Below are 24,311 nucleotides of genomic sequence, written 5' to 3' on the forward strand. Positions count from 1 at the left end.
CGTGGACCTTACCTACCTGCTCTCCAGCGCCCTTGCCGTCATCGGAGGCATCGTCATCCATGAGAGCGCGCACGCGCTCGCCGCTTACGTGCTGGGCGATCGCACGGCGCGCTCGCGCGGACGCGTATCGCTCAACCCCCTTGCGCACATCGACCCCTTCGGAACCGTCTTGCTCCCGCTGCTCATGATGGCGGCGGGCGGCCCGGTGTTCGCCTTCGCGAAGCCCGTCCCTGTATACCTGGGAAACCTGAAGCACCCCAAGCGCGACGAGGTGCTCGTGTCGTTCGCTGGCCCCGCGTCCAATCTGCTTCTCGCCTTCATAGCCGCACTCGTCCTCAAGGGCCTCGTCGGCCTTCCCGCCGCAGGCGGCTCCAACATGGCCGGTTCCGTCGCCTATTTTTGCCTGACCTGCATTTCCGTCAATCTCTCCCTTGCGTTTTTCAACCTCATCCCCCTGCCGCCGCTCGACGGATCGTCGATCCTCGTCCCGTTTCTTCGCGGTCGCGCGCTGTCTGGGTACTATCAGATTCAGTCCATGGCGATGCCCATCCTGATCGTCGTCCTCTACCTTCTTCCCTCCGTGCTCCATATAGACCTGGTCGGAATCTATTTCGCGTTCACGGTGGACCCTCTGTTCAGCGCGCTCGTGAGGTTCGCGCTCGGCGCGTAGTGCGCTAGACTGGAAGATCGATGCACCGACGGCACGAGAGCTGAGGGGGAAGATGTCATACCGTATCTCGACGCAGGCCTATTCGGGTCCGTTCGATCTTCTTCTCCAGCTCGTAAGCAGGCAGAAGGTCGATATCGGATCCATCTCCATCACGGAGGTATCCGAGCAATACCTGGCTGAGGTCGAACGGCTCGAGGCGCTCGACCTCGATGTCGCCAGCGACTTCCTTCTGGTGGCCGCGACGCTGTTGGACATCAAGGCCGCATCGCTCGTGCCGGACGAGAAGCCGCGGCCCTCGGTCGACGATGAGGACCTCGACGAGCTCGCCGATCTCGACGGCGACGCGCTGAGGGAAGTCCTCATCGCACGACTTATCGCGTACAAGCAGTTCAGGAGCGCTGCCGCTGCGCTCGGTTCCCGCATGGAAGCCGAAAGCAGGATGCATCCCCGCGTCGCGGGGCCCGACCCTGAGTTTCTGAACCTCATGCCCGACTACCTCGCCGGCATCACGCTGCGCGGGCTCGCCGTCATCTGCGCCGACCTCGACGGCAGGAGGGAGACGTTCCTGCTCGAGGCCGAGCACGTGGCGCCCCATCGCGTTCCCCTTGAGCTCACGGTCGCCTCGGTCGACCGCGTCACCATCTCCCGCCCGCACCTCACGTTCGATGAGCTGCTGGACGGCGATTCCACGACCGAGCAGCTCGTGGCGACCTTTCTCGCCATTCTCGAACTTGCGAAGCGCGGCTCGGTCACGTTGAGCCAGAATGAGAACTTCGGAACCATCGCGATCGACCGCGTCGAGGGCGCGGCGGAATACCGCCCCGGTGACGCGCTCACCATCGAGGAGGCCTGATATGATCGAATTGCAACCATTGGACGCCTCGTCGCTCAAGGGCGCCCTGGAGGCGCTCTTGCTCGTCTCGAGCGATCCCGTGAGCGCGGCGGCGCTCGGCTCGGCCCTCGAGATCGCCCCGGGCGAGGCGGCATCGCTCCTCGCCGAGCTTAAAGTCGAGTACGAGGAGGCGAACCGTGGATTTCAGCTCCGCGAGGTTGCGGGAGGCTGGAGGCTGTTCACCCATCCGGCGTATCACGACCAGGTCGAGGCTTTCGTCTTGTCCTGGGACACCCAGCGCCTCTCGCAGGCGGCCTTGGAGACGCTCGCCGTTGTTGCGTACCACCAGCCCGTCACGCGCGAGATGGTCAAGGGCATCCGCGGCGTCAACTCCGATGGCGTCATCTCCTCCCTCGTCGACAAGGGGCTTATCCGCGAAGTCGGGCGGGATGCCCAGCGCGGCGGTGCCATCATCTACGGAACCACCTCGGCGTTTCTCGAGAAGTTCGGGTTGCGCAGCACGAAAGACCTGCCCGACCTCGAGCAGTTCGCGCCGGATGAGCAGTCTCGCCAGTTCATCCGGGAGCGTTTGAGCGGGCGCTCCATCCAGTCAACGCTCGAAGAGGCCGAGGAGGACCTCGAGGAGGAGCGGGACCTGCTCGAGGTCGACGAGGATGCCACGGAGCGCGGTGATGCGGATGTGTAGCGCTCCCATGCCGCCCCGCGACCCGGGGACCGGGGAGCTGATCGTCCCCATGCGCCTCCAGCGGTTCCTCGCCCGCGCCGGCGTCGCAAGCAGGCGCGGGTCGGAGGACCTCATGACGGCCGGTCGCGTCACCGTCAACGGCACCGTCGCCTCCGGACTCGGATGCAAGGTCGATCCGTCCCGCGACGAGGTTCGCGTCGACGGAAACCTCGTCACCTGGGGGAGTGCGCCGGTGACGCTCGTGCTCAATAAGCCGGCAGGGTACCTCACCTCGATGAGCGACCCGTTCGGGCGGCCGTGCGTATCCGGGCTCGTGCCCTGCGACCGGTACCCCGGGCTCTTTCCAGTCGGGCGCCTTGACCTCGATACCACGGGGTTGCTCGTCTTCAGCACTGACGGCGACCTGGGCCAAAGGCTCCTGCATCCCTCTCGGCATGTATGGAAAACCTACTGGGCGCTCTGCGACGGGCACGTGCGCGACCGTGAGCTGGAGGAGCTGCGACAGGGCATCGTGCTCGATGACGGCCCCTGCCAGCCCGCCCGCTGCCGGATCCTCGACCCAAGCGAGGTCTCCGGTATCTGGCGCCCGCGCCTTCCCGAGTTCAGCACTCCTGTTGAGGTGCGCATTCGCGAAGGTCGCAAGAACCAGGTCAAGCGCATGCTCGGACGCATCCATCATCCGGTGATTCGCCTGCATCGCGTTCAGTTCGGCGCGTTGCGCCTGGAAGGTTTGGAGCCAGGGGAGTGGCGTGTTCTCGATGATGACGAGATAGCGCTGCTGCAGGTACAGGAATAACGAACGGGGCCCGTGCCCCGCTTATGAAAGGTCTTCCCATGATCGTTGCCATCGACGGCCCCGCGGGGTCTGGTAAGTCCACCGTCGCGAACCGCATCGCAGCGGAGCTCTCGCTGAGCAAGCTCGACACCGGCGCCATGTTCCGCACGGTCGCGTTCGTCGCGCATGCGCGCGGCATCGACCTCGACGACGAGGATGCCGTGTGCGGGCTCGCGGGCTCGCTCGCGATTCGCTTCCAGGATGCGCCCCAGGGCCCAAGGGTCCTTGCCGACGGCAGGGACGTCAGCGCCCAGATCCGCACCCCCGAGGTCGACCGCATCGTCTCCAAGGTCTCCGCCTATCCGGGCGTGCGCCGCGCGCTCCTCGCCTGCCAGCGCTCGTTTGCCGAAGGGCGCGACGTGGTAGCTGAGGGCAGGGATATCGGCACCGTCGTCTTCCCCGATGCGCAGGTCAAGGTGTTTCTCACCGCCGACCCGCGCGAGCGCGCACGCCGGCGCGTCCTTCAGCGCCATGGGGGCGAATCCCTCGCTCCCGAGCAGTTCGAACGCGAGGTCGCGGAGACGCTTGCCGACATCGAGCGCCGCGATCAGATCGATTCGCACCGGGCGTCCGCGCCTCTTCGCGCCGCCGACGATGCCGTGAGGATCGATTCCACATCCCACTCCATCGACGAGATCGTCGCCATGATCGTCGACCTCATCAAGGCAAGGAGCTGACATGGCCGCATCTGGGCACGCCCCCTCCGCCATCGAGTCGAGCTACGACACGCCCATGCGCGACTTCCCCCTGTACCGCCGGGCCCTCTACAACTTCGTTCTGGCCGTCCTCTTCGTCTTCTCCAAGCTCATGTGGAGATGGAAGGTCGAGGATGCAGGGAAGTTGGTCCCGGAAGGGAAGACGGGGTCCGTCATCATCTGCAACCACACCTCCATGGCCGAGGTGCTCCCGCTCGTGACCCATATCTGGGCCTCGGGCAGGCGCGTCAGGCCCATCTACAAGTCGGAATTCGATTCGATCGCGATCGCGCGCTGGGCGTTTCCCTGCGTCGCGGGGGGCATCCCCGTCGATCGGGGAACGGGCGACGTTCGCATGCTCCGGGCCGCCCAGCACGCGCTGCAGCGCGGCGAGGACATTCTGATCTTCCCTGAGGGAACGCGCGTGCGCTCTGACGACCAGCCGGTCGAGGTGCACAGCGGGTTCGCGCTCATCGCCCAGATGGGGAAGGCTCCCATCGTTCCCATGGCCGTATGCGGCTTTAGGGACATAACGCCCGCGGGGAAGAAGCTCATGCGCCCCAAGAAATGCTGGATCCGCGTCGGCGACGCCGTCAGCGCATCCGATGCTCCGGGCGATCTCAAGCGCCGCGACCGCGCGCGATGGGTCGAGGACGAAGCCCTCAGGCGCATGTTCGCACTCCGCGACCAGCTCCGCGACGAGCATCCCGGGAGGTTCTGATATGGCAGCGTTTTGCGTCGAAGTCGCCGATAGGGCGGGGGTCTGCTACGGCGTCGAGCGCGCCCTGCGCATGGCGCGCGACGCCGGCCTCGCCGCCACGGGCCGCGTGCACACCCTGGGCCCCCTCATCCACAACCCGATCGTCGTGCAGGACCTTGCGGCTTCCGGTGTCGAGGTGGCCGATTCCCTCGATGACGTTGAAAGCGGCACGGTTATCGTGCGCGCCCATGGCGTCGTCCCCGAAATCGTGCGAGAAGCGAGCGACCGCGGCCTCGAGGTCCTCGATGCCACTTGCCCGTACGTAAAGAAGGTGCATCGCGCGGCCGAGCGGCTCGTTTCGGAGGGCTACCGCCTCATCATCGTCGGCGAGCCCGGCCACCCCGAGGTGGAAGGGATCTTGGGGCACGCCGGCCCCGGCGCGGTCGTCGTTTCCGATCCCGCCGAGCTCCCCACGATGGAGATCGGCGGCAAAGTCGGCGTCGTCGTGCAGACCACCCAGACCGCAGAGGCGCTTTCCGCCGTGGTCGCCGCGCTTGCGGCTCGAACAGGCGAGCTTCGGGTCATCAACACCATCTGCGCGGCCACGCAGGAGCGCCAGGACAGCGCTGCGAAGCTCGCATCCCGCGTCGACGCGATGGTCGTCGTGGGCGGCAAGAACTCCGGCAACACGCGACGTCTCGCCGAGATCTGCCGGGATCGCTGCCCTGCGACGTTTCATATCGAGGACGCGGCCGAGCTTGAGAGCTCTTGGTTCGCCCATGCGCGCGTCGTCGGTCTCACCGCCGGCGCCTCGACTCCGCCCGAGCATATCGACCGTGCCGTCGAGGCCCTCCGGTCGATCGGGGAGGGACTGGAGGCATGACGGAGCGCACGCATCCCACCGTCGCATCCTACGCCTCCTCGGTCGCACCATATGCGCCCTCGAGGCATCCCGACAGCGACGGCGCCCTCGTGGTGTCCGTTTTACCTGAGTCCCCTGCAGACGACATCGGCATCGTGCCCGGTATGCGCGTCACGCACGTCAACGGAAAGCCCCTGACGGATATGATCGTCTGGCTCTGGGAGATGGACGGCGAGTCGGCCGAGCTCACCGTGTACGACCCGCGCGACGGGGTTACCGAGACCGCCGCCATCGAGCGCTTCGCCGGCGAGGATTGGGGCGTGGACTTCGACGGGGCCGTATTCGACGGCATGCGCACCTGCGTCAACGCGTGCCTGTTCTGCTTCATGAACATGCTTCCGAAGGAAAGCCGTTCGTCGCTTTCCATTCGAGACGACGACTACCGTCTCAGTTTCCTGCAGGGCAACTTCGTCACGCTGACGAACATGTCGGATCGAGAGGTCAGCGACGTCATCGAGAAGATGCTGTCCCCGATGAACGTCTCCCTGCACGCCGTGAGCCCCGAGGTACGCCGCCGCCTGATCGGGCGCAACGCCGCCCGCGGGATGGAGGTGCTCGAGCGCCTTCTCGAAGCCGGAATCGAGGTGCATGCCCAGATCGTCTTGTGCCCCGGCCTGAACGACGGTGACGAACTGCGGGCGACGCTTGATTACGTAGAGGCCCATCCGGGCATCACCAGCCTCGCGATCGTCCCTTTGGGATTCACGAAGCACCAGTCGCGCTTCACGTCCTCTTACTCGGACGATGTTGAGGCGTCGCGCGCGGTCGTGGACCTTATCGCGCCGTATCAGGAGCGGGCGCGAAGGACGCGCGGGCATACCGTGTTCCAACTCGGGGACGAGTTTTACGTCGATGCCGACATGGAGGTTCCCCCCGCCGAGACGTATGACGGATTCCCGCAGTTCTACGATGGCATCGGCATGCTGAGAAGCTTCATCGATGACGTCGAGCGCCTACGGACCGAATGCGCAGACGACCTCGAGGAAGTTCATGCGGCGCTGCTGGACGACCGCACCGATGCGCTGCTCGTGTGCGGCAGGGCGGCGCGCGGCGCGTTCCAGACGTTTTGCGAGGCGCTCGGCGGCGATGTCGTCTCGCCGTCCCCGATCGATAACCGCTATTTCGGCGGAAACGTCAACGTGACCGGCCTTACGTGCGCCTGCGACCTTTTCGCGCAGCTTTCGCCCGACCTGTCGGCGAAGCTCGTGGTGCTCCCCGACGTGATGTTCAACTACGACGGCGTCACCCTCGACGGCGTCCATCGGGACGAGATCGTCCGCGAGCTCGAGAGCCGTGGGGGGAGCGTCGCGATCTCGACCCCGGACCCCCGGCAGCTCCTTGACGCGCTGCGGCGTGCTTTGCGCTGACGCCTCCTCGGCGAACCGCGCATTGACCCCGCCCCATGCTCCCGATAGGCTGGTACATGCCCTCCGGCATATCCTAACGATATGCAGCGTGTATTTCGAAAGGCTCACCATGAAACGTTTCAAGTTCGTATCCGCTCTCATCGCGAGCTCCCTTGTCCTCGCACTGGTGACGGGCTGTACGGCCAGCACAACCTCCTCGCTGACCTTCGACGTGAGCACCGGGGATTCCGTCACCGTCGCCCTCGACACATCCGGCGGCCACAAGCTCGTCGAGGAAGATGGCGACTTCATCGTTCAACAGGATGGCAAGACGATCCTCCAGGGTTCGTTCCTCACGCAGGAGGGATATGATGAGCAGGAGGCGGCCATCGACAGCGAGTCCGTTGAGGTCATCGAGGAGGCCGATGTCGACGGCAACCCCTACGTGTTCTACGAGTACACCGAGGACGGCACCGTCAACGAGCTGTTCCTCCTGTGGATCGACGGGTCTCATACCGGTGTACTGCTTGGCGGCCAGTCGGGTGCCGAGGCCTCGCAGAAGGCATTCGACGCCCTCACGTTTTCCCTTGACTCCTAGTCTTGCTGCATTCGACCTGCGCTTTCGAGGGGCGGCCATCGCGGCCGCCCCTCTTTGTCGCCAGCTGAGGTTTGGACACACCATGATGGCTCATCCGGCATAAGTGGGCACCCCTGGCGCATGGTATCCTTGATGTATATGTACCTACATGAGGAGCTTTGCATGTCAAAACCCATCGTCGCCGTGGTCGGCCGCCCCAACGTGGGAAAGTCCACGCTCGTCAACCGTCTTGCCCAGACCTCCGATGCCATCGTGCACGAGAGCCGTGGCGTCACCCGAGATCGCAGCTATTTCGATGCCGAATGGAACGGCAGGGCCTTCACCCTCATCGACACCGGCGGCATCGAGCCTATGAAGAGCGATGACGTCTTCTCCGCCTCCATTCGCGACCAGGCCCTGGCAGGTGCCGAGGAGGCCGACGTCATCCTTCTCGTCGTCGATGGTTCGGTCGGCGTCACCGAGGAGGACGAGAGCGTGGCGCGCATGATCAAGCGCGTACGCAAGCCCACGTTTTTGCTTGTGAACAAGCTCGACAACCCTGCACGCGAGGACGAGCGCCTGTGGGAGTTCTACTCCCTCGGAATCGGCGATCCGGTACCCATCTCGGCCGTGCACGGTCATGGAACCGGAGACCTGCTCGACGATGTCGTCGCTCTCTTCCCCGACGATGACGGTCTCGAAGAGGTGGATGACGGCTCACTCTCGGTCGCCATCATCGGCAGGCCCAATGCGGGCAAATCGTCCCTTTTCAACAAGATCATCGGAACCGAGCGCTCCATCGTCTCCGACGTCGCGGGCACTACACGCGACGCGATCGACACGGTCGTCGAGCGTGACGGGCGCCGGTACCGCCTCGTCGACACCGCGGGCATCCGGAAGAAGAGCACGGTGTACGAGAACATCGAATACTATTCGATGGTTCGCGGCCTGCGCGCCATCGACCGAGCAGATGTCGCCCTGCTCGTGATCGATTCCAGCACCGGCATGACCGAACAGGACCAGAAGGTCGCCAACCTCGCGATCGAGCGCGGCTGCGCGCTCGTCATCCTGCTGAACAAGTGGGACCTCCTTCCCGACGACCATGCGCGCGAACATGTCATGGAAACCGTCGCGCGGCGCCTGACGCTCGCCCCATGGGCAAGCTACCTGCGCATCTCCGCCCTGACCGGCCGTTCGGTCGAGAAGATCTGGAAGTACATCGACGCCGCGGCCGAGGCGCGCGCCGCCAAGGTATCCACGAGCAGCCTCAACAGGCTGCTCACCGAGATGCGCGAATTCGGCCACACCGTCGTCGACGGCAAGCGCCGCCTCCGCATGCACTACGTCACCCAGACGGGAACCAAGCCGCCTACCTTTACCTTCTTTGTGAACCACACCGACCTGGTCTCCGACAGCTATCGCCGCTACGTAGAGAATCGCCTGCGCAAGGCGTTCGGCTTCGAGGGCACGCCCATTCGCCTGCGCTTTCGCAGCAAGGACACCAAGCCCAAGGAGGAGTAGGGGATGGCACCGACTTCCTTCGAGCCGTGGCTGTGGACCTGCGCATGCTGCCTGGTTTCGTACCTGGTCTGCGGGATCCCCTTTGGCAAGATCATCGCGGCAAAGCTCGCTCACGTCGATCTCCAGCGGGTCGGATCGGGTAACATCGGGACCACCAACGCGCTGCGCGCCGGGGGCCCCAAAGTCGCCGTCCTCACGCTTCTGTGCGATGTCCTCAAGGGCACCGCGTGCGTGATCGCCGGGCGTGCTGCGATCGCATCGTTCGGCTTCGGCTTCGCTCCGAGCATCATGGACCCCGGCTCCGCTGGTGACGTACTGCTCGCTCTCGTAGCGCTGAGCGCGCTCTACGGGCACATCTTTTCCCCATACCTCAAGTTCAAGGGCGGGAAGGGCATTGCCACGGGTGTAGGCATCCTATTCGGGTTCTGCTGGCCGCTCGCGCTCGTCCACCTGGCCGTCTTTATCGTTATCGTCGCGATCACCAGGCTCGTGTCGCTCGGTTCCGTCGTCACCGCCGCCATCGTCCCGGTCACGGTGTACCTGGCGTTCCCGCAGATCAGCCTTTCCGCGCTCGCCATCTGGGCGATTCTCGGATGGACGGTCGTCTGGGCCCACCGCTCCAACATCTCCCGCCTGCGGGCGGGCAGCGAATCGAAGCTCTCGTTCACCAAGCGGGTAGACAAGATGGATGATGCGTCATGACCATAGCGCTTATTGGTTCGGGCTCGTGGGGCACGGCGGTCGCCGGACTTGCCGCCCCCCACGCCGACGTCTGCATGTGGGCGCACAGCGCGCTGTGCGCAGAGGGCATCAACAGGGACCATCGCAACCCGCGGTACCTCGAGGACTATAGGCTTCCCGACAACGTGCAGGCGACCTGCGACCTCGAGCGCGCGCTCGAGGGGGCGGACGGCGCGATCTTCGCCGTTCCGTCCTCGCATTTGCGGGCCGTCGCGCACGAGGCTTCTCATTACATGCCCTCCAACCTGCCGATCCTGTGCCTCACAAAAGGGATCGAGTGCGGCACGGGGCTGCTCATGTCCGAGATTATCGGTGAGGAATGCGGGCATCCCGAACGCATCGCCGTGCTTTCCGGTCCCAACCACGCCGAAGAGGTCTGCCGTGGCGGCCTTTCGGCCGCCGTCATCGCGTCGGAAGACACTCAGGTCGCCCAGTTCTTCAAGGACAACTTGATCTCCCAGGCGTTCCGCATCTATATCACCAACGATGTCGTGGGCGTCGAGACCTGCGGCGCCGTGAAGAACATCATCGCCGTCACCTGCGGCATCGCTTCGGGGGTCGGTCTGGGCGACAACACACTCGCCCTGATCATGACCCGCGGCCTCGCCGAGATCAGCCGCCTCGTACATGCTCGAGGCGGTGACGCGATGACCTGCATGGGGCTTGCGGGCATGGGGGACCTGGTGGCGACCTGCACGTCCGAGCACTCGCGCAATCGAACATTCGGCATCGCCTTCTCCCAAGGCGAGTCCCTCGAGGCCTATCAGCAGCGAACTCATATGGTCGTCGAGGGCGCCGTGGCCGCCGTAAGCGCGACGGAGCTCGCGCGCAGCCTCGGTGTGGACGCCCCCATCACGTTTGCCCTCAACGATGCGCTGTGGAACGGGCTGTCTATTCATGAGGCACTCACCTCACTCGTTGACCGTATCCCCTCCGAAGAGTTCTATGGCATGGACGACTAGAAAGGCCTCTGAATGAGCAACGCCGTGAAGATCTCCCCCTCCATCATGTCTGCCGACCTCGCGTATCTCGCACGCGACCTCCACGCGGTGCGCAACGCCGATTACATCCATATCGATGTCATCGACGGCCAGTTCGCGCCCAACTTGACCTACGGCGTCCCGGTTGTCGCCGCATGCAAGCGCGCGACCGATGTGCCCCTCGACGTCCACCTCATGATCGACAACCCCGATGACCATGCCGACTGGTTCGTCGATGCCGGGGCCGACCTGATCACGTTCCATATCGAGGCCGCCCGGCACGCCCATCGGCTCCTCGCCCATCTGCATGACCGCGGGGTCAAGGCCGGCGTCGTCCTTAACCCGGCTACGCCGGTCTGCATGCTCGAGAGCATCATCGAAGACGTCGACGTCGTCATGCTCATGAGCGTGAATCCGGGTTTCGGAGGCCAATCCTTCATCGAGGGAACGTATGCCAAGCTGAATCAGCTCGTCGCGCTGTGTAGGGAGCATGACGTGCACCCGCTCATCGAGCTCGACGGCGGCGTCTCGGTCTCCAATGCCGCCGAGGTGGCGGCTGCCGGAGCCGATCTCCTTGTCGCCGGGTCCGCGGTGTTCGGAGCCGCCGATCCCCATCGGGCCGTCGCAGAGCTGCGCGCCCTTGCCGAATCCGGACTCTCGAAGGCGGGTGCGTAGCGCGTGTCCGCATCCGCTTCCGCAACGGTTCCCGTCAACCTCGATTACGCCGCGTCCACGCCCATGCGCTCCGTGGCCATCGAGGCGCAGGCCGATTACGACCGTTCCGATATCGCTGGCGCCAATCCCAACTCGCTCCACGCCCTCGGCCGCCGCGCCGCGCTTGCACTCGAAGGCGCACGACGCGACATCGCCGCTTCCCTCGGCTCTCGCGTCCGCAGCCACGAGATCGTCTTCACGGGAGGCGGGACCGAGGCGAATCACCTCGCTCTGCTCGGCATCGCGGAGGGCGTTCGTGTTCGGGACCGCCGCCGCAACCGGGTCGTTGTCTCAGCGATCGAGCACGATTCCATCTTGGACAACCTGGGGCTTCTCCGCGATGCCGGCTTCGACGTGACGACCGTGAGGCCCGATTCAAGCGGCGTGGTCTCTCCCGATACCCTAGCCCGCGTGATCGACGAAGGCGTCGCGCTCGTTTCCGTCATGCTCGCGAACAACGAGACGGGGGTCATCCAGCCCGTCGCCGATCTTGCCCGCGTGGCGCACGCCGCAGGGGCCCGCTTCCACATGGACGCCATCCAGGGCTATCTCCATATCCCTATCGATGTGGACGAGCTCGGCGTCGACGCGCTCACCCTCGCCGGGCACAAGGTCGGCGCCCCTGTTTCCATCGGAGCGCTGTACCTCAGATCGCGCACCCCGCTTCGCCCGCAGCTGTTCGGCGGCGGCCAGGAGTCCGGCCGGCGCCCGGGCACCCAGGACGTTCGCTCTGCACTTGCCCTTTCCGCCGTGGCTCGTATGCTGGCCCCTACGGTCGAGCAGGACCGCATCCGCCTGCAGCAGCATGCCGACGCGTTGTATCGACGCCTGTGCGAGCACCCTTCCATCGTCGCGACGATGGGGGACTGGGAGCATGTCGACCGATTGCCCGGACTCGTCTCCGTCGCCGTCTTGGGAGCAGACTCCGAGGAGCTTATCCTGCAGCTCGACGCTCGCGGATTCGCCGTCTCCGCCGGCTCGGCCTGCTCATCCGGATCCAACGACGCAAGCCATGTGCTCACGGCGATGGGACTGCCGAAGGACCGTGCACTCGGCGCCCTGCGGATCTCATTCGACGATCGCGTCGACGCACGCGACCTCGATCGCTTCGCGGACGCGCTCCTGGGATTGCTTTAGGGGGTCACTATGACAGTCGATGATCTCCTGGTCGCTCTGGAGCAACGGTTCCCGGCATCGGATGCCGAGGCTTGGGACCACGTCGGCCTCTCCGTCGGAGATCCGGGATCCAGCATCTCGGGCATCTGCGTTGCGCTCGATGCGACCACGGACAACGTTCTTGCGGCTTGCGAGCACGGGGCCAACGTGCTTCTTACGCATCATCCCGTCTACATCAAAGCGCCCGCGTCATTTCGCCCGGCGTGCTCCTTGCAGCCCTCGTCCTCGTCCGCTCTTTTCGAAGCGGCGCGCAGGGGAGTAAGCATCGTTTCGCTTCACACCAATCTCGATCGATCGCGCGAGGCCCGCGATCGCCTTCCATCTTTGGTCGGCATGGCGGCCGAAAGCTCTTTGGAGTATCCGGATGATCCCGAGCGGCACGGCTTGGGCGCGCTGGTGCGTACCGAGGATAGGACCTTGCGCGAGGTCTCGCTTGCGTGCGCCCGCGCATTTCGCTGCGAACCGCGCGTATGGGGGGCGCTCGACCGCTCGGTCGGGCGCGTCGCCTTCCTCGGAGGCTCCTTGGGAGACTTTGGCGAGCTTGCCATCTTGTCCTCCGCGGACGCGGTCGTCTGCGGCGAAGCGGGATACCACGTATGTCAAGACTTGTGCGCCCGAGGCGTCGGCATCATCCTGCTCGGCCATGACCGCTCCGAGGAGCCGTTCGTGGATATCTTGAAGGAAGCATGCGTCTCCGCCGGATATGACGGGGGCCGTATCAGTACAATAGTCCGTCCGCGTCAATGGAATACGTTACGAGATGAGGAGCTCGCATGAGTGTAGCGACCGACCTATTTGAACTGCAGGACCTTGAGCTTTCCTGCACCCGCATGCGCGAAGAGCTTGCCAGCATGCCCCAAATCGCAGAGCTCGCGAAGAAGCGTCGCGCGCACCAGAAGCTCAAAGCCGATGCGACCAAGCTCTTCGCTGCCCGCAAGGACGAGGAGACCTTTATCGCCGACCTCGACGCGGAGGCGCAGCAGGCCGAAGAGCGCCTCGCCGCTGTCCGCCGCAACACCGACATGTCCGACTATCGCGACATCCAGGAGCTTGAGCTGGCGATGTCCGACCACGCCAAGAAACTCGACAAGGTCGCGTTCGACCGCGCCGCGCACGAGAAGAAGCTTGCGGAACTCCGTGAGAAGGAGAACTATCTGGCAAGCTATATCAAGAAGTTCGAAGACGCTCTGATCGCCGACGCCAAGGCCGCACGCGATGCCGCCGAGGGCCTCCAAAACGATATCGCCGAATCCGAGCGTCGCATCGAGCGTATTTCGGCGCGTCTCCCGCAAGACGTTCTTCAGGGGTACCGCGCGGCGTCCAAACGGTTCGGCGGCCTGGCCGTGGAGCGTCTCGAGGGATCCGTCCCCAGCATCTGCCGCATGGCCCTGCAGGAGTCTTCCATGGCCGAGCTTCGTCGTGCCGACGGCATCGCAGAATGCCCGTACTGCCACCGCATGCTCGTGCTGGATGGCGAGTAGCCGTGGCCCAGCGCAAGAATCCCTGCGTCCTCCTCTGCGTCACTGGCTGCATCGCCGCCTACAAGTCGTGCGAGATCGTGCGCCTGCTCCAGAAAGAGGGCATGCGCGTCAAGGTGCTTATGACCGAACACGCCGCCCGATTCGTCGGCCCCACGACCTTCAGGGCGCTGACGCACGAGAAGGTCGCCATCGACCTGTTCGATGACCCCGAGGACCCCATACACCATATCTCGCTGGCCCAAGAGGCCGACGTCGTGCTCATCGCGCCCGCGACCGCCAACATCATCGCCAAGATGGCCCAAGGCATCGCCGACGACCTCATGTCCACCACGTTGCTCGCCACCAAGGCCCCTGTAGTAGTTGCCCCAGCCATGAACAACGGCATGTGGACGGCGAGCGCGACGCAGGAGAACATGGAAACGCTTCGGCGTCGCGGTGTTCGTGTCGTGGGCCCCGGTACGGGCTATCTGGCATGCGGGGATGTTGCCGAAGGGCGTCTGACGGATCTATCCGAGATCGTGGAGGCGACGGTCTCCTCATTGGATCCTGACGTCGTCTCCGGTCCGTTAAGCGGATCCTCGATACTTGTCACCGCGGGTCCCACCCATGAGCCCATCGATCCCGTGCGTTTTATCGGCAACAGGTCTTCGGGCAAGATGGGAATCGAGCTCGCGCGCGCCGCCCGCAATGCGGGGGCCCGCGTCACGCTGGTCTTGGGTCCCTGCGACATCATTCCGCCTGCGGGCGTAAAGACCGTTCATGTCGAGACGGCGCACGAGATGCTCGAGGCTTCGCTCGACGCCTTCGCACGGTGCACGCACGCGATCTGCGCCGCCGCCGTTGCGGACTACACGCCCTCCCGTCCTGCGAACCATAAGCTCAAAAAGACCCTTGAGCCCCTCGACGTGCTCGAACTCAAGGAGACCGTCGATATCCTGGCTGAGCTCTCGCGCGTAAAAGGCGATCGCCGCGTCATCGGGTTCGCCGCCGAGACCGATGAGGTCTGCGACTACGCGATGCGGAAGCTGGAACGCAAAGGGTGCGATGCCATCGTTGCCAACGATGTGAGCAGGGCAGATTCAGGGTTCGGGCGCGACACCAACAAGGCGTGGTGGGTCACCTCCTCCGGCATCGAGGAGTTTCCGCTGCTCACCAAAAAGGCGCTCGCCGAACGCATCGTTTCGAAGCTGTAAGGGACATGCGCTTGCCTCATGTTGAGCCGGGGCGCCGAATGTCGTCGGCATCCCGGCTGTCTGCAGTTCCGGAGAGCGATCGATCGAATCGAAGCGAGCTGCCCTGCGTCAGGCAGACCTATCTTCGCATCGCGTCGTCACAACGGTGCTTTCGACGCTCGCAAAAGTTTTTCAAAAAAATCTCTTGCATCAATCCGCAGAGTTGAGTAAAGTATACCTTGCTGTCAGCGAGACAGCGACATAACGGGACGTGGCGCAGCTTGGTAGCGCACTTGACTGGGGGTCAAGGGGTCGCTGGTTCGAATCCAGTCGTCCCGACCAGATTTTAGCAGGTCGGAAGGTATTCCTTCCGACTTTTTTATTCTTAATGAACGCCTGTTTATACTGCAATTGCGCTTCTTTGCATGAGTGCCAGGATAGGCACTCCAAGATTGGGTATCATTTCCAAAGTTGTCCGGTGCGCTGTGCGCATGGCCATAAAGGATTCACGTGGGTCTCAAGAAAAAGATCAAGAAGGAGCTTATCGGCACATCCGACTATCCTTCTAACAAGATTTTCACCATCTCGAACTTCATCACGTTCACGCGACTCGTGCTTACGTTCGTGTTTCTCTACCTCTTCATCTCGAATGAGAACCGCTACGTCGCGCTTGTCATCTACGCCATCGCCGCATCGACCGATTGGCTTGACGGTCAGATCGCCCGCATGACCAAGACGGTCAGCTGGCTTGGAAAGATGATGGATCCCGTCGTCGACCGATGCCTGCTGTTCACCGGTGTCGTCGGGCTTGTCGGCAAGGGAGAGCTCCCCGTCTGGGTGTGCATCGCCATCATCGGGCGAGACGTCTACCTCGCTTTGGGCAATCTCATCGTGCGCCGCTACCATCGCAGGCCCATCGATGTCGTCTATACCGGAAAGATCGCCACGGCCTTGTTGATGAGCGGCTTCACGCTCATGCTTCTCGGCCTGCCCGTTCTTGACGGCCTTGGTTTCGTACCGAGCGCGATCACCTGGCTTCCCGGCCTTAACGGCGACTCAGCGCCCCTGGGCATCTTCTTCGTATACGTGGGCGTCGTCTTCTCGCTGCTGACGGGCGTTATCTATACGGCGAAGGGGATCATAGCCATACACAATGCCCGGCTGCACCCCGAGGATGAAGACGAGGACTTCCTCAATCCCGAAGTCGATGATGAAGAAGCGATCGGCCCCGTCGCCTAATTCGCCTCGACTGGGGTAAGATAAACCTGTTACACGCACGTTCCTCAACCATGCGAGGAGATTCATATGTCTGATGCCATGCACACCGGTTCCGTCGACGGCCAGCCCGCCGATTCCACTCGCGTCTTTCGTATGCCGGTAGATGATGTCACCGTTCCCGACCTGATGAAAAGCGCACCGATCACGACACCGGTGCTCACCATCATCAAGGGGCCCCAGACCGGCAACACCTTCGAGCTCGAGGGCGCGGAGACCAGCGTGGGGCGCGATCCCTCGAACGGAATCTTCCTGAATGACATGACGGTCTCCCGTGCACACGCCAAGATCGTTCGAAATGCCGCGGGCGTTCTGATCGAAGACCTCGGCTCGCTCAACGGTACTTGGGTTGACGGCGCTATCGTCAACTCCGCACCGCTTCATGATGGCTCTTCCGTTCAAATCGGTACGTTCACGCTGATCTACCATGAGAACGCTGCGGAGCGCATCGAAACTGGTGAGTAGCTTGGCTGAGCGCAACTACCTCAGCATCGGTCAGGTCGTTAACTTTCTGCGCGGGGCGTATCCGGACCTCTCGAACTCCAAGATCAGATTCCTTGAAGATGAGGGTTTGATCACCCCGCATCGTACCCCTAAGGGCTATCGGCAGTATTCCAAAGAAGATGTCGACAGGCTCGAGGTCATTCTGCATCTTCAGAAGACGCGTTACATGCCGCTCAACGTTATCAAGCAGAAGCTTGATAACGCGACAGATCTGTCTACGCTCGCTTTCGAAGTCGGATTGCTCTCCGATCTTCCCATGAAAGCCGAGCCGAAAGAGACCAAGCAAAAGCTCCATCCTATCGAGGACATCCCCGATCTTCTCGGTGTAGAGATATCCTTCATTCGGGCCCTTGCCGACAACGACCTCATTCGCATCGTTCGAAGTCCTCAGAATCGCGATCTTGTCGACGGCCGCGACTTCGAGATCATTCGCCTATGCTCTGAGCTCAATCGGTTCCATATCGAGCCGCGCAATCTCCGCCAGTACGTCTCCGCTGCCAATCGAGAGTCGGCTATGTTCGAGCAGGTTCTCATCGGCATGCTCGGCATGGACAGCTCGGATGACGAGCGCGACGCCAAGCTCGAGCGCGCCTTCAATAAGCTACACGATTTGACGGACGGCGTCCGCACGGCGCTTCTCAAGAATCGCGTCTTCGAATCCCTCAATGCCGTGGTTGACGACGCCGATCTCGATACGATCGACGACGAGATCAACCGGGCCGAGAAGGCGCAGCTCAAGCCTCACAGGCCTACACAGGAGTCGCTTCCCGTCGAATCGCGTCCCGTGTCTTCGTCTAAAGCCGCATCGCGCAAACGTATCCGCTAGAACACCGTCACATACAACCAAGGAGCCCCCATGGCCGTTTTCGACTACGCATCTCGCATCATCGATATTCCCGACTATCCGGAGCCGGGAGTCATCTTCAAAGACATCACGCCGTTGTTCAGCGACGCTCGGGGTATGGCAGCTATGATCGAAGATATCGCCGGGCATTTTGCAGATCAGGGCATCACTAAGGTCGTAGGCCCCGAGGCTCGAGGATTCATGGTAGGTGTACCGGTCGCATATAAACTTGGCGCCGGATTCATCCCGGCCCGAAAGCCCGGCAAGCTTCCGCGCGAAACTCGCTCCGTTACATACGAGTTGGAGTACGGTACGGACTCCCTCGAGATTCATGTCGACGCCATTCAGCCCGGCGACAAGGTGCTTATCGTTGATGACCTTGTGGCCACGGGCGGTACGGCAGCAGCGACCGCCTGTCTTGTGCAGGAGATGGGCGCTGAGTTTGCCGGATTTGCCTGCATCCTCGAGCTCTCTTTCCTCAATCCGCGCAAAACGCTCGCGGAGGCCGGAGACCATGAGCTTTACAGCTTGATCAAGGTGGAGTAAGCGTACACGCAGTTACCCACGAGCACCCGGCGCGCATCCAGGGCGAGCCGGGTGCTTTTTTCTTTTGGCACGCGGACCGCATATCCTCGAACCCTACGATATTGCAGTTCGACCGTTTCGGACACAGGTCTATACTTGTGTGAACGAAGAAGGGAAGGACCGACATGAGCTTTGCTATCGTTGCCGATTCAAGCTGCAACTTGAAGGGCTGGAAGCCCGCCGCCCCGGACACCGAGTTCATCTCCGTTCCCCTGTCCATACATGCCGGTGCATACGACTTCGTCGATGACGATGCGCTCGATATCAACGAGATGCTCAAATGCGTGGAAGGGGAGAAGGGCGGTTCGTCGACCTCTTGCCCCAGCGTTGGATCGTGGGCAGATGCCTTTAGGGCTGCGGACAATGTCATCGCGATCACGATTTCGTCCAAACTTTCTGGTAGCTATGATTCGGCTTTGACCGCACGTGATCTTGTACTTTCCGATGACGCTGCGTCATCACGCCGTATTCGCGTTTTGGACTCTCGGGCAGCTGGCGGCAAGCTCGAAGTTATCGTCACGCTATTAGATAGGTACCTTATTGATAATCCCGACGATTTTACAGGAGCCGTTTCGTTTGTAGAGGACCTCGAGAAGCACTCCATGGTGCTCTATTCCTTGAGCAGCTACGACAATCTCGTCAAGAGCGGCCGCATGCCGCGTGTTGCAGGCCAGGTCGCCTCGATGCTCAGCATTCGGATTCTCGGAACCGCAAGCGACGAGGGCACCATTCAGGTCGTAGGACCCACGCGCGGCGAGAAGAAGACGTATCGAAAGATTTGCGACACCATGGCATCAGACGGTTATGCTGGCGGGCTGGTGTACATCGACCACGTCTTGAACGAAGATGGCGCTCGTGATTTAGCGAAGGCAATTGTAAACACCTGGCCGAATGCAGATGTGCACGTGCTGCCGTGTCGTGGCCTATGCTCTCATTATGCAGAGCCCGCGGGCCTCATTATCGGATACGAATGGCAGAATCGATAACATGCTCATCGAGTGCGCGCAGCGTGCTTGTGAAGCGATCGAAGCGGTGTAAACTGATTCCTCCATCAACCTCCTTCAGATACAAGTAGACAAAAGTAGATACAAGTAGATGAGCCGATCTCACAGACACGCGAGACCGGCTCATCTACGTACTTCACTACCTACTTTACATAACATATATTATCGCGAGAACTAATAATTATAAGGTAGGTGGATCGCTCCGTCAGCACATTCAAGTTGATGCTCGACCCACAACCCTATGTACACGAAAGCCGAGGTTAGGAATTTGCCGTCAAGGACTGAATGTACACGTAAGCTGCCGTTGCCGCTATGGCACCATCAGAAGCCGCGGTGATCACCTGACGCAAAGGCTTCGAGCGCATATCGCCAGCGCAGAACAAGCCAGGGGTATCAGTGGACATGGAATCATCCGTGATCACGCCACCATCCGGACCGAACGTGACATATGGACGAACAAGTTCGACGACAGGGTCATTGCCTGTAAAGACGAAAACTCCCGCACTGCCTTCATCGAACGTTTCGACATAGCACTCCTTCGTGTCGTTATGCTCAAAGGTGATCGATCCGATGAAGCGCTCCCCCGTCACCTCGACAATACTAGTTAGGTACCTAACCTCAACATTATCTCGAGCAAGGAGTAAGTCGACGCGACCTCGTGAAGCTCGAAATTCGTCGCGTCTCACGAGCATGACGACACGCTTTGCAATGTTTGAAAGGAAGAGCCCCTCCTCGCACGCAGAATTGCCCCCACCGACCACGTACACGGTCTTGTTGCGGTAAAACATGCCATCGCAGGTTGCACAATACGAGATGCCCCGACCGCGAAACGAGTTCTCCCCTTTGAATCCAGCGGGACGAGGGACGGCACCGCTGGCAACGATTACGGTGCGAGCCATCAAGGTATTTCCGTTGACGTCGACCTCAAAGCCCGGCTCGCCCTTACGGATCTGCTCGATAGCTCCATATTCAAATGACGCACCGGCGGCTTCCGCATGCGCGCGCATGCGCTCGCCGAGCTCAACGCCGCCGATATCGGGCAGACCGGGATAGTTGTCGACGAGGTGAGACGTTGCGATCTGACCTCCAGGTATGCCACGCTCTACAACAAGGACATTCAAGCTTGCACGTGCCGCGTAGAGACCGGCAGTGCTTCCAGCCGGACCAGCGCCGATAACGATGGAATCGTACATTGAGGAATCCATGAGACCTCCAATCATATGGTATTTAGCTTCTACCCTTTATTATGTCGGCTGAATCTTGATAGCGGTGTCGACTTTGTGACGTACCCTGGGTGCCGTAAAATGTTTCCAACCTAACGACTTACGGAGGACAAGTGACCACCGAACCAAAGGCTGGAACCCATATGCAATCAAGCGACTCCTTATCAGGAAGCGCTGCTCCGGAACCCGTCATCACCATCGTGCACGCCTCGGTCGGCTCCGGCCACAAGGCCGCCGCGAACGCAGTGGCAGAAGCCGTTGAGCGTATGCGAGGGACGGATGGCGTCCCTCAGAACATCCGCATCGATGTTCTGGATATACTCGATTACGGACGCATCAAGTTTGACGGAAACAAGACTGCTGCCGCATTCACGGGCGCAACTCGCCCTATCTACGATATCACCTGGCGCTACACCCTGACGGGTCGGTTGCTTTGGGGAGGCGGCACCGCCTGGTCGCGCGTCATGTTTCCAGCATTTACGGAATACGTTCGCACTCATAATCCAATTGCATTAATCTGCACCCATATCACAGCCGCTAACGTGGCGGTGGGCGCACGCATGATCACCGGACAGGATTATCCAGTCGTCTGCATTCCGACAGATTACGAAATCGAAGGCTGGTGGCCTCACCTGGACACAGACCTGTTCTGCGTCGCGACGGAGTTTATGGCCGAGACCCTTCGACCGCGCAAGGTTAGAGAATCCAACATACTCATCACCGGCATACCCGTTCGAGGAGGATTCGAATTCTGCGAATCAAAAGAGGAAAGCAGAAAGCGCTTCGGCCTTCCGCTCGACAAAAAGATCGTTCTCATCATGGCGGGAGCGAGCCTGCCGCAGCCCTATGTGCGGTTCAGGGCCGCGATAGAGCAGACCCTCCCCTATCTTCGCAGCTTTGATGATATGCATTTCGCATTCTTGCCGGGTAAAGACAAAGACTATGCCGAAAAGCTCAAACGCACGTTCAGCGGCATGAAGCTTGAAAATGTCTGTGTGCTCGATTACGTCGAGGACATGGCATCCCTTATGCATGCAAGCGATGTGGCGGTGCTCAAATCCGGCGGACTTGCCGTCACCGAGTGCATCTGCGCGCGACTTCCCATGATCTTGCTGGGGAAGTCGTACGGCCAAGAAAAAGCCAACACGGTCATGTTCACCGGCATAGGGGCGAGTATGCACGCAACGACAGCGCGTGAGCTCATCATCACCCTCAAACACCTCGACAATAACCCGGCGTCACTTGACGCGATGCTCATCAATGGCGATACGCTTCGCAAGCCTCATGCCGCGGAGGATATCGTGCGCGCGACCATGCGGCGAGCCCAGGAGCCTTGCAAGCACAGGCGTCGACTCATTAAGTTCTATATCGGCGGCAAGCCCGCACATATTCGTTAGCCTTACCGCACCGGCTCGCAACCAAGATATCCATGAAAAAATGGGCTCGCGCACATAAACGCGAGCCCATTTTGCAAGATGGTGCTAAATCAATCTTAGAGCATCAAGAAGTAGAGCAGGAATGCGATCGAGGCGACCCACATGAGCGGGCGGATCTTCTTGAACTGACCGGTCACGGTGGCAACCACGACATAGGCGATGAAACCAAGGCCGATGCCGTTGGAGATCGAGTACGTGAACGGGATGCCTGCGATGATCATGAAGGTCGGGAAGCCCTCAAGGATGTCGCTCCAGTCGATGTCGACCACGTCGCTCATCATCAAGAAGCCTACGTACACGAGGGCACCGCAGGTAGCAGCCGAGCTGATGCAGCTGATCACGGGCGAGAAGAACGCCGCAAGCAAGAACAGGATGCCGGCGAACACTGACGTGAGACCGGAGCGACCGCCGTCGGCGGCACCGGAGGCAGACTCGACGAACGTAGTAATGGAAGAGGCGCCGAGCGCACCGCCGGCGATGGCGGCAACGGAGTCGACGATGAGAATAGGCTTGATGTCCTCGACTTTGCCGTCGTGAGTGAGGAACTCGCCCTGCTTGGCGACAGCCATGGCGGTACCCATGGTGTCGAAGAAGTCGCTCATCATGAGCGAGAAGGCGAACAGCAGTAGAGAGGGGGTGGTGATGGCCTTAACGACTCCCATGACGCCGTCAGCATCGGCCTGGAAGGGGGCGCCGAACGTGGTGAAGTCGAGCGGGGCGACGATGCTCGAGGGTGCGGCGGTGACGCCCAGGGGGATACCACAGACGGCGGCGATGAGGATGCCCCAAAGCAGGGCGCCCTTGACGTTCATGGAAGAGAGCACGACGGTCGCGACGATGGAGATGAGACCGACCAGGAACACGGGGTCGGTGACGGCGCCGAGGCTGACCATGGTGGCCTCGTTGGCAACGATGATGCCACCGTCCTTCAGGCCGATCATGGCAATAAAGAGGCCCAGACCGATGGAAATGCCGTGACGAAGGGACACGGGAATGGCGTCCATGATGGCCTCGCGAAGACCGCAGAGAACAAGCAGCAGGATCGCGATACCCTCGACGAAAATGATCGCCATGGCGGTCTGCCAGCCGAGGCCCATGCCGCCGCAAAGCGTGTAGGCCACGATAGAGTTAATGCCCATACCGGAGGCGCAGGCGAGCGGGCGGTTAGAGAAGATGCCCATAGCGATAGTCATGATACCCGCGCCGATGCAGGTAGCGGTGACGGCGGCGGAAACGGGAACGCCACCCGCCTCGAGAATCAGCGGATTCACGACGATGATGTACGCCATAGCGAGAAACGTCGTGAGGCCGGCGCGCAGCTCAGTCGAAACAGACGAGTTGCGCTCTCCCAGCTTAAAGAACGAATCCATAATCTCCCCTTTTCAAAAGTACAGGACGCGCAGGGTGCGCGCTATGCTCTCGGTACGGATTACTCCGTACCGCTGGAACCGAAACCACCGGTGCCGCGATCGGTCTCATCGAGCTCGCCGACTTCGACAAGCTCAACCACCGGGACGCGTTGGATAACGAGCTGGGCGATGCGCTCGCCGCGCTCGATATGGATCGTACGCTCCGGATCGAGATTCACGGCGATGATCTTAAGCTCGCCCCGGTAATGGGCGTCGATAAGGCCGGGCGTGTTTGCAATGGAAAGTCCCTGCTTCAAGGCCATGCCGCTACGAGGCTGCACGAAGCCGGCGTACCCATCGGGTATCGCGATGGCGAGGCCCGTAGGAATAAGCGCCCGGCGGTGCGGAGCGATCTCAGCAGATTCGGAAGCCCTCAGGTCGAGGCCGGCGTCACCCGCATACGCGTATGTAGGAAGGGCAACATCGGGATCGAGCCGCTTGATGCGAACAGTTATATCAGCCATGAATTACCTCAGCTTATCGAGCTCCGAAAGGAACTCCTCGATGTTCTGGAAATCACGGTACACGGAGGCGAAGCGGATGTAGGCGACCTTATCGATTTTCTCGAGTCGCTTGAGGACCATATCGCCCAACTCGTGAGAGGTGACAGCGGTAAGGGTGCGAGACCGAAGCTCGCGCTCGATGTCATCGATAAGTCCGTTAAGCGTGGCCAGATCGATATCTCGCTTGGAAGTTGCGCGCATGAGCCCTACAAGAAGCTTATTGCGGTCGAATGCCTGGGAAGAGCCGTCGCTCTTCATGACCTCGATAGGATCCTCGCAACGCTCGAACGTGGTGAAGCGATATCCGCACGAGCGGCATTCGCGACGACGCTTGATGGCGTTCGTCGCGTCCTGCATACGGGAGTCGATAACCCTGGTATCTCCCCCACCGCATTTGGGACAGCGCATCGGCACCCCCTCTTAACACAACAACTGAACAAGAATACCACGAATCCGGCGA

27 protein-coding genes and 1 tRNA gene are annotated in these 24,311 nt (G+C 61.6%); 24 read left to right on the top strand and 4 right to left on the bottom strand.

The features are described from left to right. Position 1: 1 nt before the first annotated feature. From BQ7355_RS06860 to BQ7355_RS06970, 23 genes are all read left to right on the top strand, one after another. The gene (locus BQ7355_RS06860; RefSeq protein ID WP_072415509.1) at positions 2 to 670 is read left to right on the top strand and encodes a site-2 protease family protein; all 669 of its coding nucleotides are present in this window, start codon (positions 2 to 4) and stop codon (positions 668 to 670) included. Positions 671 to 722: 52 nt separating this feature from the next. Continuing rightward, positions 723 to 1,523, top strand: a complete 801-nt coding sequence (locus tag BQ7355_RS06865; RefSeq protein ID WP_072415510.1) for a segregation and condensation protein A — start codon at positions 723 to 725, stop codon at positions 1,521 to 1,523. 1 nt (position 1,524) lies between these two features. Beyond that, positions 1,525 to 2,208, top strand: a complete 684-nt coding sequence (scpB, locus tag BQ7355_RS06870) for an SMC-Scp complex subunit ScpB (protein ID WP_072415511.1) — start codon at positions 1,525 to 1,527, stop codon at positions 2,206 to 2,208. After that, positions 2,195 to 3,004: a pseudouridine synthase gene (locus tag BQ7355_RS06875; protein ID WP_420806551.1), complete on the top strand. Its 810-nt coding sequence runs from the start codon at positions 2,195 to 2,197 to the stop codon at positions 3,002 to 3,004. The genes scpB and BQ7355_RS06875 overlap by 14 nt, the downstream gene beginning before the upstream one ends. 38 nt (positions 3,005 to 3,042) lie before the next feature. Then, complete coding sequence (cmk, locus tag BQ7355_RS06880; RefSeq protein WP_072415513.1) at positions 3,043 to 3,720, top strand: (d)CMP kinase; 678 nt, start codon at positions 3,043 to 3,045, stop codon at positions 3,718 to 3,720. A 1-nt stretch (position 3,721) separates the two neighbouring features. After that, complete coding sequence (locus BQ7355_RS06885) at positions 3,722 to 4,459, top strand: lysophospholipid acyltransferase family protein (RefSeq protein WP_072415514.1); 738 nt, start codon at positions 3,722 to 3,724, stop codon at positions 4,457 to 4,459. A gap of 1 nt (position 4,460) precedes the next feature. After that, on the top strand, positions 4,461 to 5,321 hold the full coding sequence (ispH, locus tag BQ7355_RS06890; RefSeq protein WP_072415515.1) for a 4-hydroxy-3-methylbut-2-enyl diphosphate reductase: 861 nt from the start codon (positions 4,461 to 4,463) through the stop codon (positions 5,319 to 5,321). After that, the gene (locus BQ7355_RS06895; RefSeq protein WP_072415516.1) at positions 5,318 to 6,727 is read left to right on the top strand and encodes a DUF512 domain-containing protein; all 1,410 of its coding nucleotides are present in this window, start codon (positions 5,318 to 5,320) and stop codon (positions 6,725 to 6,727) included. The genes ispH and BQ7355_RS06895 overlap by 4 nt, the downstream gene beginning before the upstream one ends. A 109-nt stretch (positions 6,728 to 6,836) precedes the next feature. Next, positions 6,837 to 7,304, top strand: a complete 468-nt coding sequence (locus BQ7355_RS06900) for a hypothetical protein (RefSeq protein WP_143761778.1) — start codon at positions 6,837 to 6,839, stop codon at positions 7,302 to 7,304. 162 nt (positions 7,305 to 7,466) lie between these two features. Continuing rightward, positions 7,467 to 8,804, top strand: coding sequence for a ribosome biogenesis GTPase Der (gene der / locus BQ7355_RS06905; RefSeq protein ID WP_072415518.1), 1,338 nt, complete (start codon positions 7,467 to 7,469; stop codon positions 8,802 to 8,804). A 3-nt stretch (positions 8,805 to 8,807) separates the two neighbouring features. After that, on the top strand, positions 8,808 to 9,506 hold the full coding sequence (gene plsY, locus BQ7355_RS06910) for a glycerol-3-phosphate 1-O-acyltransferase PlsY (protein WP_072415519.1): 699 nt from the start codon (positions 8,808 to 8,810) through the stop codon (positions 9,504 to 9,506). Continuing rightward, positions 9,503 to 10,507, top strand: a complete 1,005-nt coding sequence (locus BQ7355_RS06915; RefSeq protein WP_072415520.1) for an NAD(P)H-dependent glycerol-3-phosphate dehydrogenase — start codon at positions 9,503 to 9,505, stop codon at positions 10,505 to 10,507. Before plsY ends, BQ7355_RS06915 begins: the two co-directional genes overlap by 4 nt. Positions 10,508 to 10,519: 12 nt before the next feature. Next, a complete protein-coding gene (gene rpe, locus BQ7355_RS06920) occupies positions 10,520 to 11,200 on the top strand; it encodes a ribulose-phosphate 3-epimerase (protein ID WP_072415521.1) in 681 nt (226 codons plus the stop codon). Positions 11,201 to 11,203: 3 nt separating this feature from the next. After that, a complete protein-coding gene (locus BQ7355_RS06925) occupies positions 11,204 to 12,376 on the top strand; it encodes a cysteine desulfurase family protein (RefSeq protein WP_275886586.1) in 1,173 nt (390 codons plus the stop codon). Positions 12,377 to 12,385: 9 nt separating this feature from the next. After that, positions 12,386 to 13,192 (top strand): Nif3-like dinuclear metal center hexameric protein, encoded by an 807-nt coding sequence (locus tag BQ7355_RS06930; protein WP_072415522.1) that lies wholly within the window; start codon positions 12,386 to 12,388, stop codon positions 13,190 to 13,192. After that, positions 13,189 to 13,896: a zinc ribbon domain-containing protein gene (locus BQ7355_RS06935; RefSeq protein WP_072415523.1), complete on the top strand. Its 708-nt coding sequence runs from the start codon at positions 13,189 to 13,191 to the stop codon at positions 13,894 to 13,896. Before BQ7355_RS06930 ends, BQ7355_RS06935 begins: the two co-directional genes overlap by 4 nt. A gap of 2 nt (positions 13,897 to 13,898) precedes the next feature. Then, positions 13,899 to 15,089: a bifunctional phosphopantothenoylcysteine decarboxylase/phosphopantothenate--cysteine ligase CoaBC gene (gene coaBC, locus BQ7355_RS06940; RefSeq protein ID WP_072415524.1), complete on the top strand. Its 1,191-nt coding sequence runs from the start codon at positions 13,899 to 13,901 to the stop codon at positions 15,087 to 15,089. A 244-nt stretch (positions 15,090 to 15,333) separates the two neighbouring features. After that, positions 15,334 to 15,410, top strand: a tRNA-Pro gene (locus BQ7355_RS06945). Between the two features lie 168 nt (positions 15,411 to 15,578). Then, positions 15,579 to 16,307: a CDP-alcohol phosphatidyltransferase family protein gene (locus BQ7355_RS06950; protein ID WP_072415525.1), complete on the top strand. Its 729-nt coding sequence runs from the start codon at positions 15,579 to 15,581 to the stop codon at positions 16,305 to 16,307. 66 nt (positions 16,308 to 16,373) lie between these two features. Next, positions 16,374 to 16,808: an FHA domain-containing protein gene (locus BQ7355_RS06955; RefSeq protein WP_083581631.1), complete on the top strand. Its 435-nt coding sequence runs from the start codon at positions 16,374 to 16,376 to the stop codon at positions 16,806 to 16,808. Beyond that, positions 16,801 to 17,673, top strand: a complete 873-nt coding sequence (gene ftsR / locus BQ7355_RS06960) for a transcriptional regulator FtsR (RefSeq protein WP_072415526.1) — start codon at positions 16,801 to 16,803, stop codon at positions 17,671 to 17,673. The genes BQ7355_RS06955 and ftsR overlap by 8 nt, the downstream gene beginning before the upstream one ends. Positions 17,674 to 17,703: 30 nt before the next feature. Continuing rightward, the gene (locus BQ7355_RS06965; RefSeq protein WP_072415527.1) at positions 17,704 to 18,237 is read left to right on the top strand and encodes an adenine phosphoribosyltransferase; all 534 of its coding nucleotides are present in this window, start codon (positions 17,704 to 17,706) and stop codon (positions 18,235 to 18,237) included. Between the two features lie 164 nt (positions 18,238 to 18,401). Next, positions 18,402 to 19,262: a DegV family protein gene (locus BQ7355_RS06970; RefSeq protein WP_072415528.1), complete on the top strand. Its 861-nt coding sequence runs from the start codon at positions 18,402 to 18,404 to the stop codon at positions 19,260 to 19,262. Positions 19,263 to 19,540: 278 nt separating this feature from the next. Here the strand turns inward: BQ7355_RS06970 and BQ7355_RS06975 are convergent, their stop codons facing one another. Further along, positions 19,541 to 20,473, bottom strand: coding sequence for an NAD(P)/FAD-dependent oxidoreductase (locus BQ7355_RS06975; protein WP_240307343.1), 933 nt, complete (start codon positions 20,471 to 20,473; stop codon positions 19,541 to 19,543). 143 nt (positions 20,474 to 20,616) lie between these two features. On the opposite strand from BQ7355_RS06975, the gene BQ7355_RS06980 reads away from it, so the two are divergent. Beyond that, the gene (locus tag BQ7355_RS06980; RefSeq protein ID WP_240307344.1) at positions 20,617 to 21,900 is read left to right on the top strand and encodes an MGDG synthase family glycosyltransferase; all 1,284 of its coding nucleotides are present in this window, start codon (positions 20,617 to 20,619) and stop codon (positions 21,898 to 21,900) included. 95 nt (positions 21,901 to 21,995) lie between these two features. Here the strand turns inward: BQ7355_RS06980 and BQ7355_RS06985 are convergent, their stop codons facing one another. Genes BQ7355_RS06985 through nrdR form a run of 3 tightly spaced genes read right to left on the bottom strand, consistent with a single transcriptional unit; the run spans position 21,996 to position 24,259 of the window. Next, a complete protein-coding gene (locus BQ7355_RS06985) occupies positions 21,996 to 23,309 on the bottom strand; it encodes an NCS2 family permease (protein ID WP_072415531.1) in 1,314 nt (437 codons plus the stop codon). Between the two features lie 59 nt (positions 23,310 to 23,368). Further along, positions 23,369 to 23,812, bottom strand: a complete 444-nt coding sequence (dut, locus tag BQ7355_RS06990; protein ID WP_072415532.1) for a dUTP diphosphatase — start codon at positions 23,810 to 23,812, stop codon at positions 23,369 to 23,371. 3 nt (positions 23,813 to 23,815) lie between these two features. Beyond that, positions 23,816 to 24,259, bottom strand: a complete 444-nt coding sequence (gene nrdR / locus BQ7355_RS06995) for a transcriptional regulator NrdR (RefSeq protein ID WP_072415533.1) — start codon at positions 24,257 to 24,259, stop codon at positions 23,816 to 23,818. Positions 24,260 to 24,311: the final 52 nt, after the last annotated feature.

Source organism: Collinsella phocaeensis, assembly GCF_900119895.1.
Classification (GTDB): Bacteria; Actinomycetota; Coriobacteriia; order Coriobacteriales; family Coriobacteriaceae; genus Collinsella; species Collinsella phocaeensis.

Excerpts from the sequence above, each read along its gene's own strand:
- scpB (WP_072415511.1), top strand. The coding sequence starts at position 1,525 with ATGATCGAATTGCAACCATTGGACGCCTCGTCGCTCAAGGGCGCCCTG.
- BQ7355_RS06935 (WP_072415523.1), top strand. The coding sequence starts at position 13,189 with ATGAGTGTAGCGACCGACCTATTTGAACTGCAGGACCTTGAGCTTTCC.
- plsY (WP_072415519.1), top strand. The coding sequence starts at position 8,808 with ATGGCACCGACTTCCTTCGAGCCGTGGCTGTGGACCTGCGCATGCTGC.
- BQ7355_RS06930 (WP_072415522.1), top strand. The coding sequence starts at position 12,386 with ATGACAGTCGATGATCTCCTGGTCGCTCTGGAGCAACGGTTCCCGGCA.
- dut (WP_072415532.1), bottom strand. The coding sequence starts at position 23,812 with ATGGCTGATATAACTGTTCGCATCAAGCGGCTCGATCCCGATGTTGCC.
- BQ7355_RS06875 (WP_420806551.1), top strand. The coding sequence starts at position 2,195 with ATGCGGATGTGTAGCGCTCCCATGCCGCCCCGCGACCCGGGGACCGGG.
- BQ7355_RS06915 (WP_072415520.1), top strand. The coding sequence starts at position 9,503 with ATGACCATAGCGCTTATTGGTTCGGGCTCGTGGGGCACGGCGGTCGCC.
- BQ7355_RS06965 (WP_072415527.1), top strand. The coding sequence starts at position 17,704 with ATGGCCGTTTTCGACTACGCATCTCGCATCATCGATATTCCCGACTAT.
- rpe (WP_072415521.1), top strand. The coding sequence starts at position 10,520 with ATGAGCAACGCCGTGAAGATCTCCCCCTCCATCATGTCTGCCGACCTC.
- BQ7355_RS06975 (WP_240307343.1), bottom strand. The coding sequence starts at position 20,473 with ATGTACGATTCCATCGTTATCGGCGCTGGTCCGGCTGGAAGCACTGCC.
- BQ7355_RS06885 (WP_072415514.1), top strand. The coding sequence starts at position 3,722 with ATGGCCGCATCTGGGCACGCCCCCTCCGCCATCGAGTCGAGCTACGAC.
- BQ7355_RS06900 (WP_143761778.1), top strand. The coding sequence starts at position 6,837 with ATGAAACGTTTCAAGTTCGTATCCGCTCTCATCGCGAGCTCCCTTGTC.
- BQ7355_RS06865 (WP_072415510.1), top strand. The coding sequence starts at position 723 with ATGTCATACCGTATCTCGACGCAGGCCTATTCGGGTCCGTTCGATCTT.
- BQ7355_RS06985 (WP_072415531.1), bottom strand. The coding sequence starts at position 23,309 with ATGGATTCGTTCTTTAAGCTGGGAGAGCGCAACTCGTCTGTTTCGACT.
- der (WP_072415518.1), top strand. The coding sequence starts at position 7,467 with ATGTCAAAACCCATCGTCGCCGTGGTCGGCCGCCCCAACGTGGGAAAG.
- cmk (WP_072415513.1), top strand. The coding sequence starts at position 3,043 with ATGATCGTTGCCATCGACGGCCCCGCGGGGTCTGGTAAGTCCACCGTC.
- BQ7355_RS06895 (WP_072415516.1), top strand. The coding sequence starts at position 5,318 with ATGACGGAGCGCACGCATCCCACCGTCGCATCCTACGCCTCCTCGGTC.
- BQ7355_RS06955 (WP_083581631.1), top strand. The coding sequence starts at position 16,374 with ATGTCTGATGCCATGCACACCGGTTCCGTCGACGGCCAGCCCGCCGAT.
- ispH (WP_072415515.1), top strand. The coding sequence starts at position 4,461 with ATGGCAGCGTTTTGCGTCGAAGTCGCCGATAGGGCGGGGGTCTGCTAC.
- BQ7355_RS06970 (WP_072415528.1), top strand. The coding sequence starts at position 18,402 with ATGAGCTTTGCTATCGTTGCCGATTCAAGCTGCAACTTGAAGGGCTGG.
- nrdR (WP_072415533.1), bottom strand. The coding sequence starts at position 24,259 with ATGCGCTGTCCCAAATGCGGTGGGGGAGATACCAGGGTTATCGACTCC.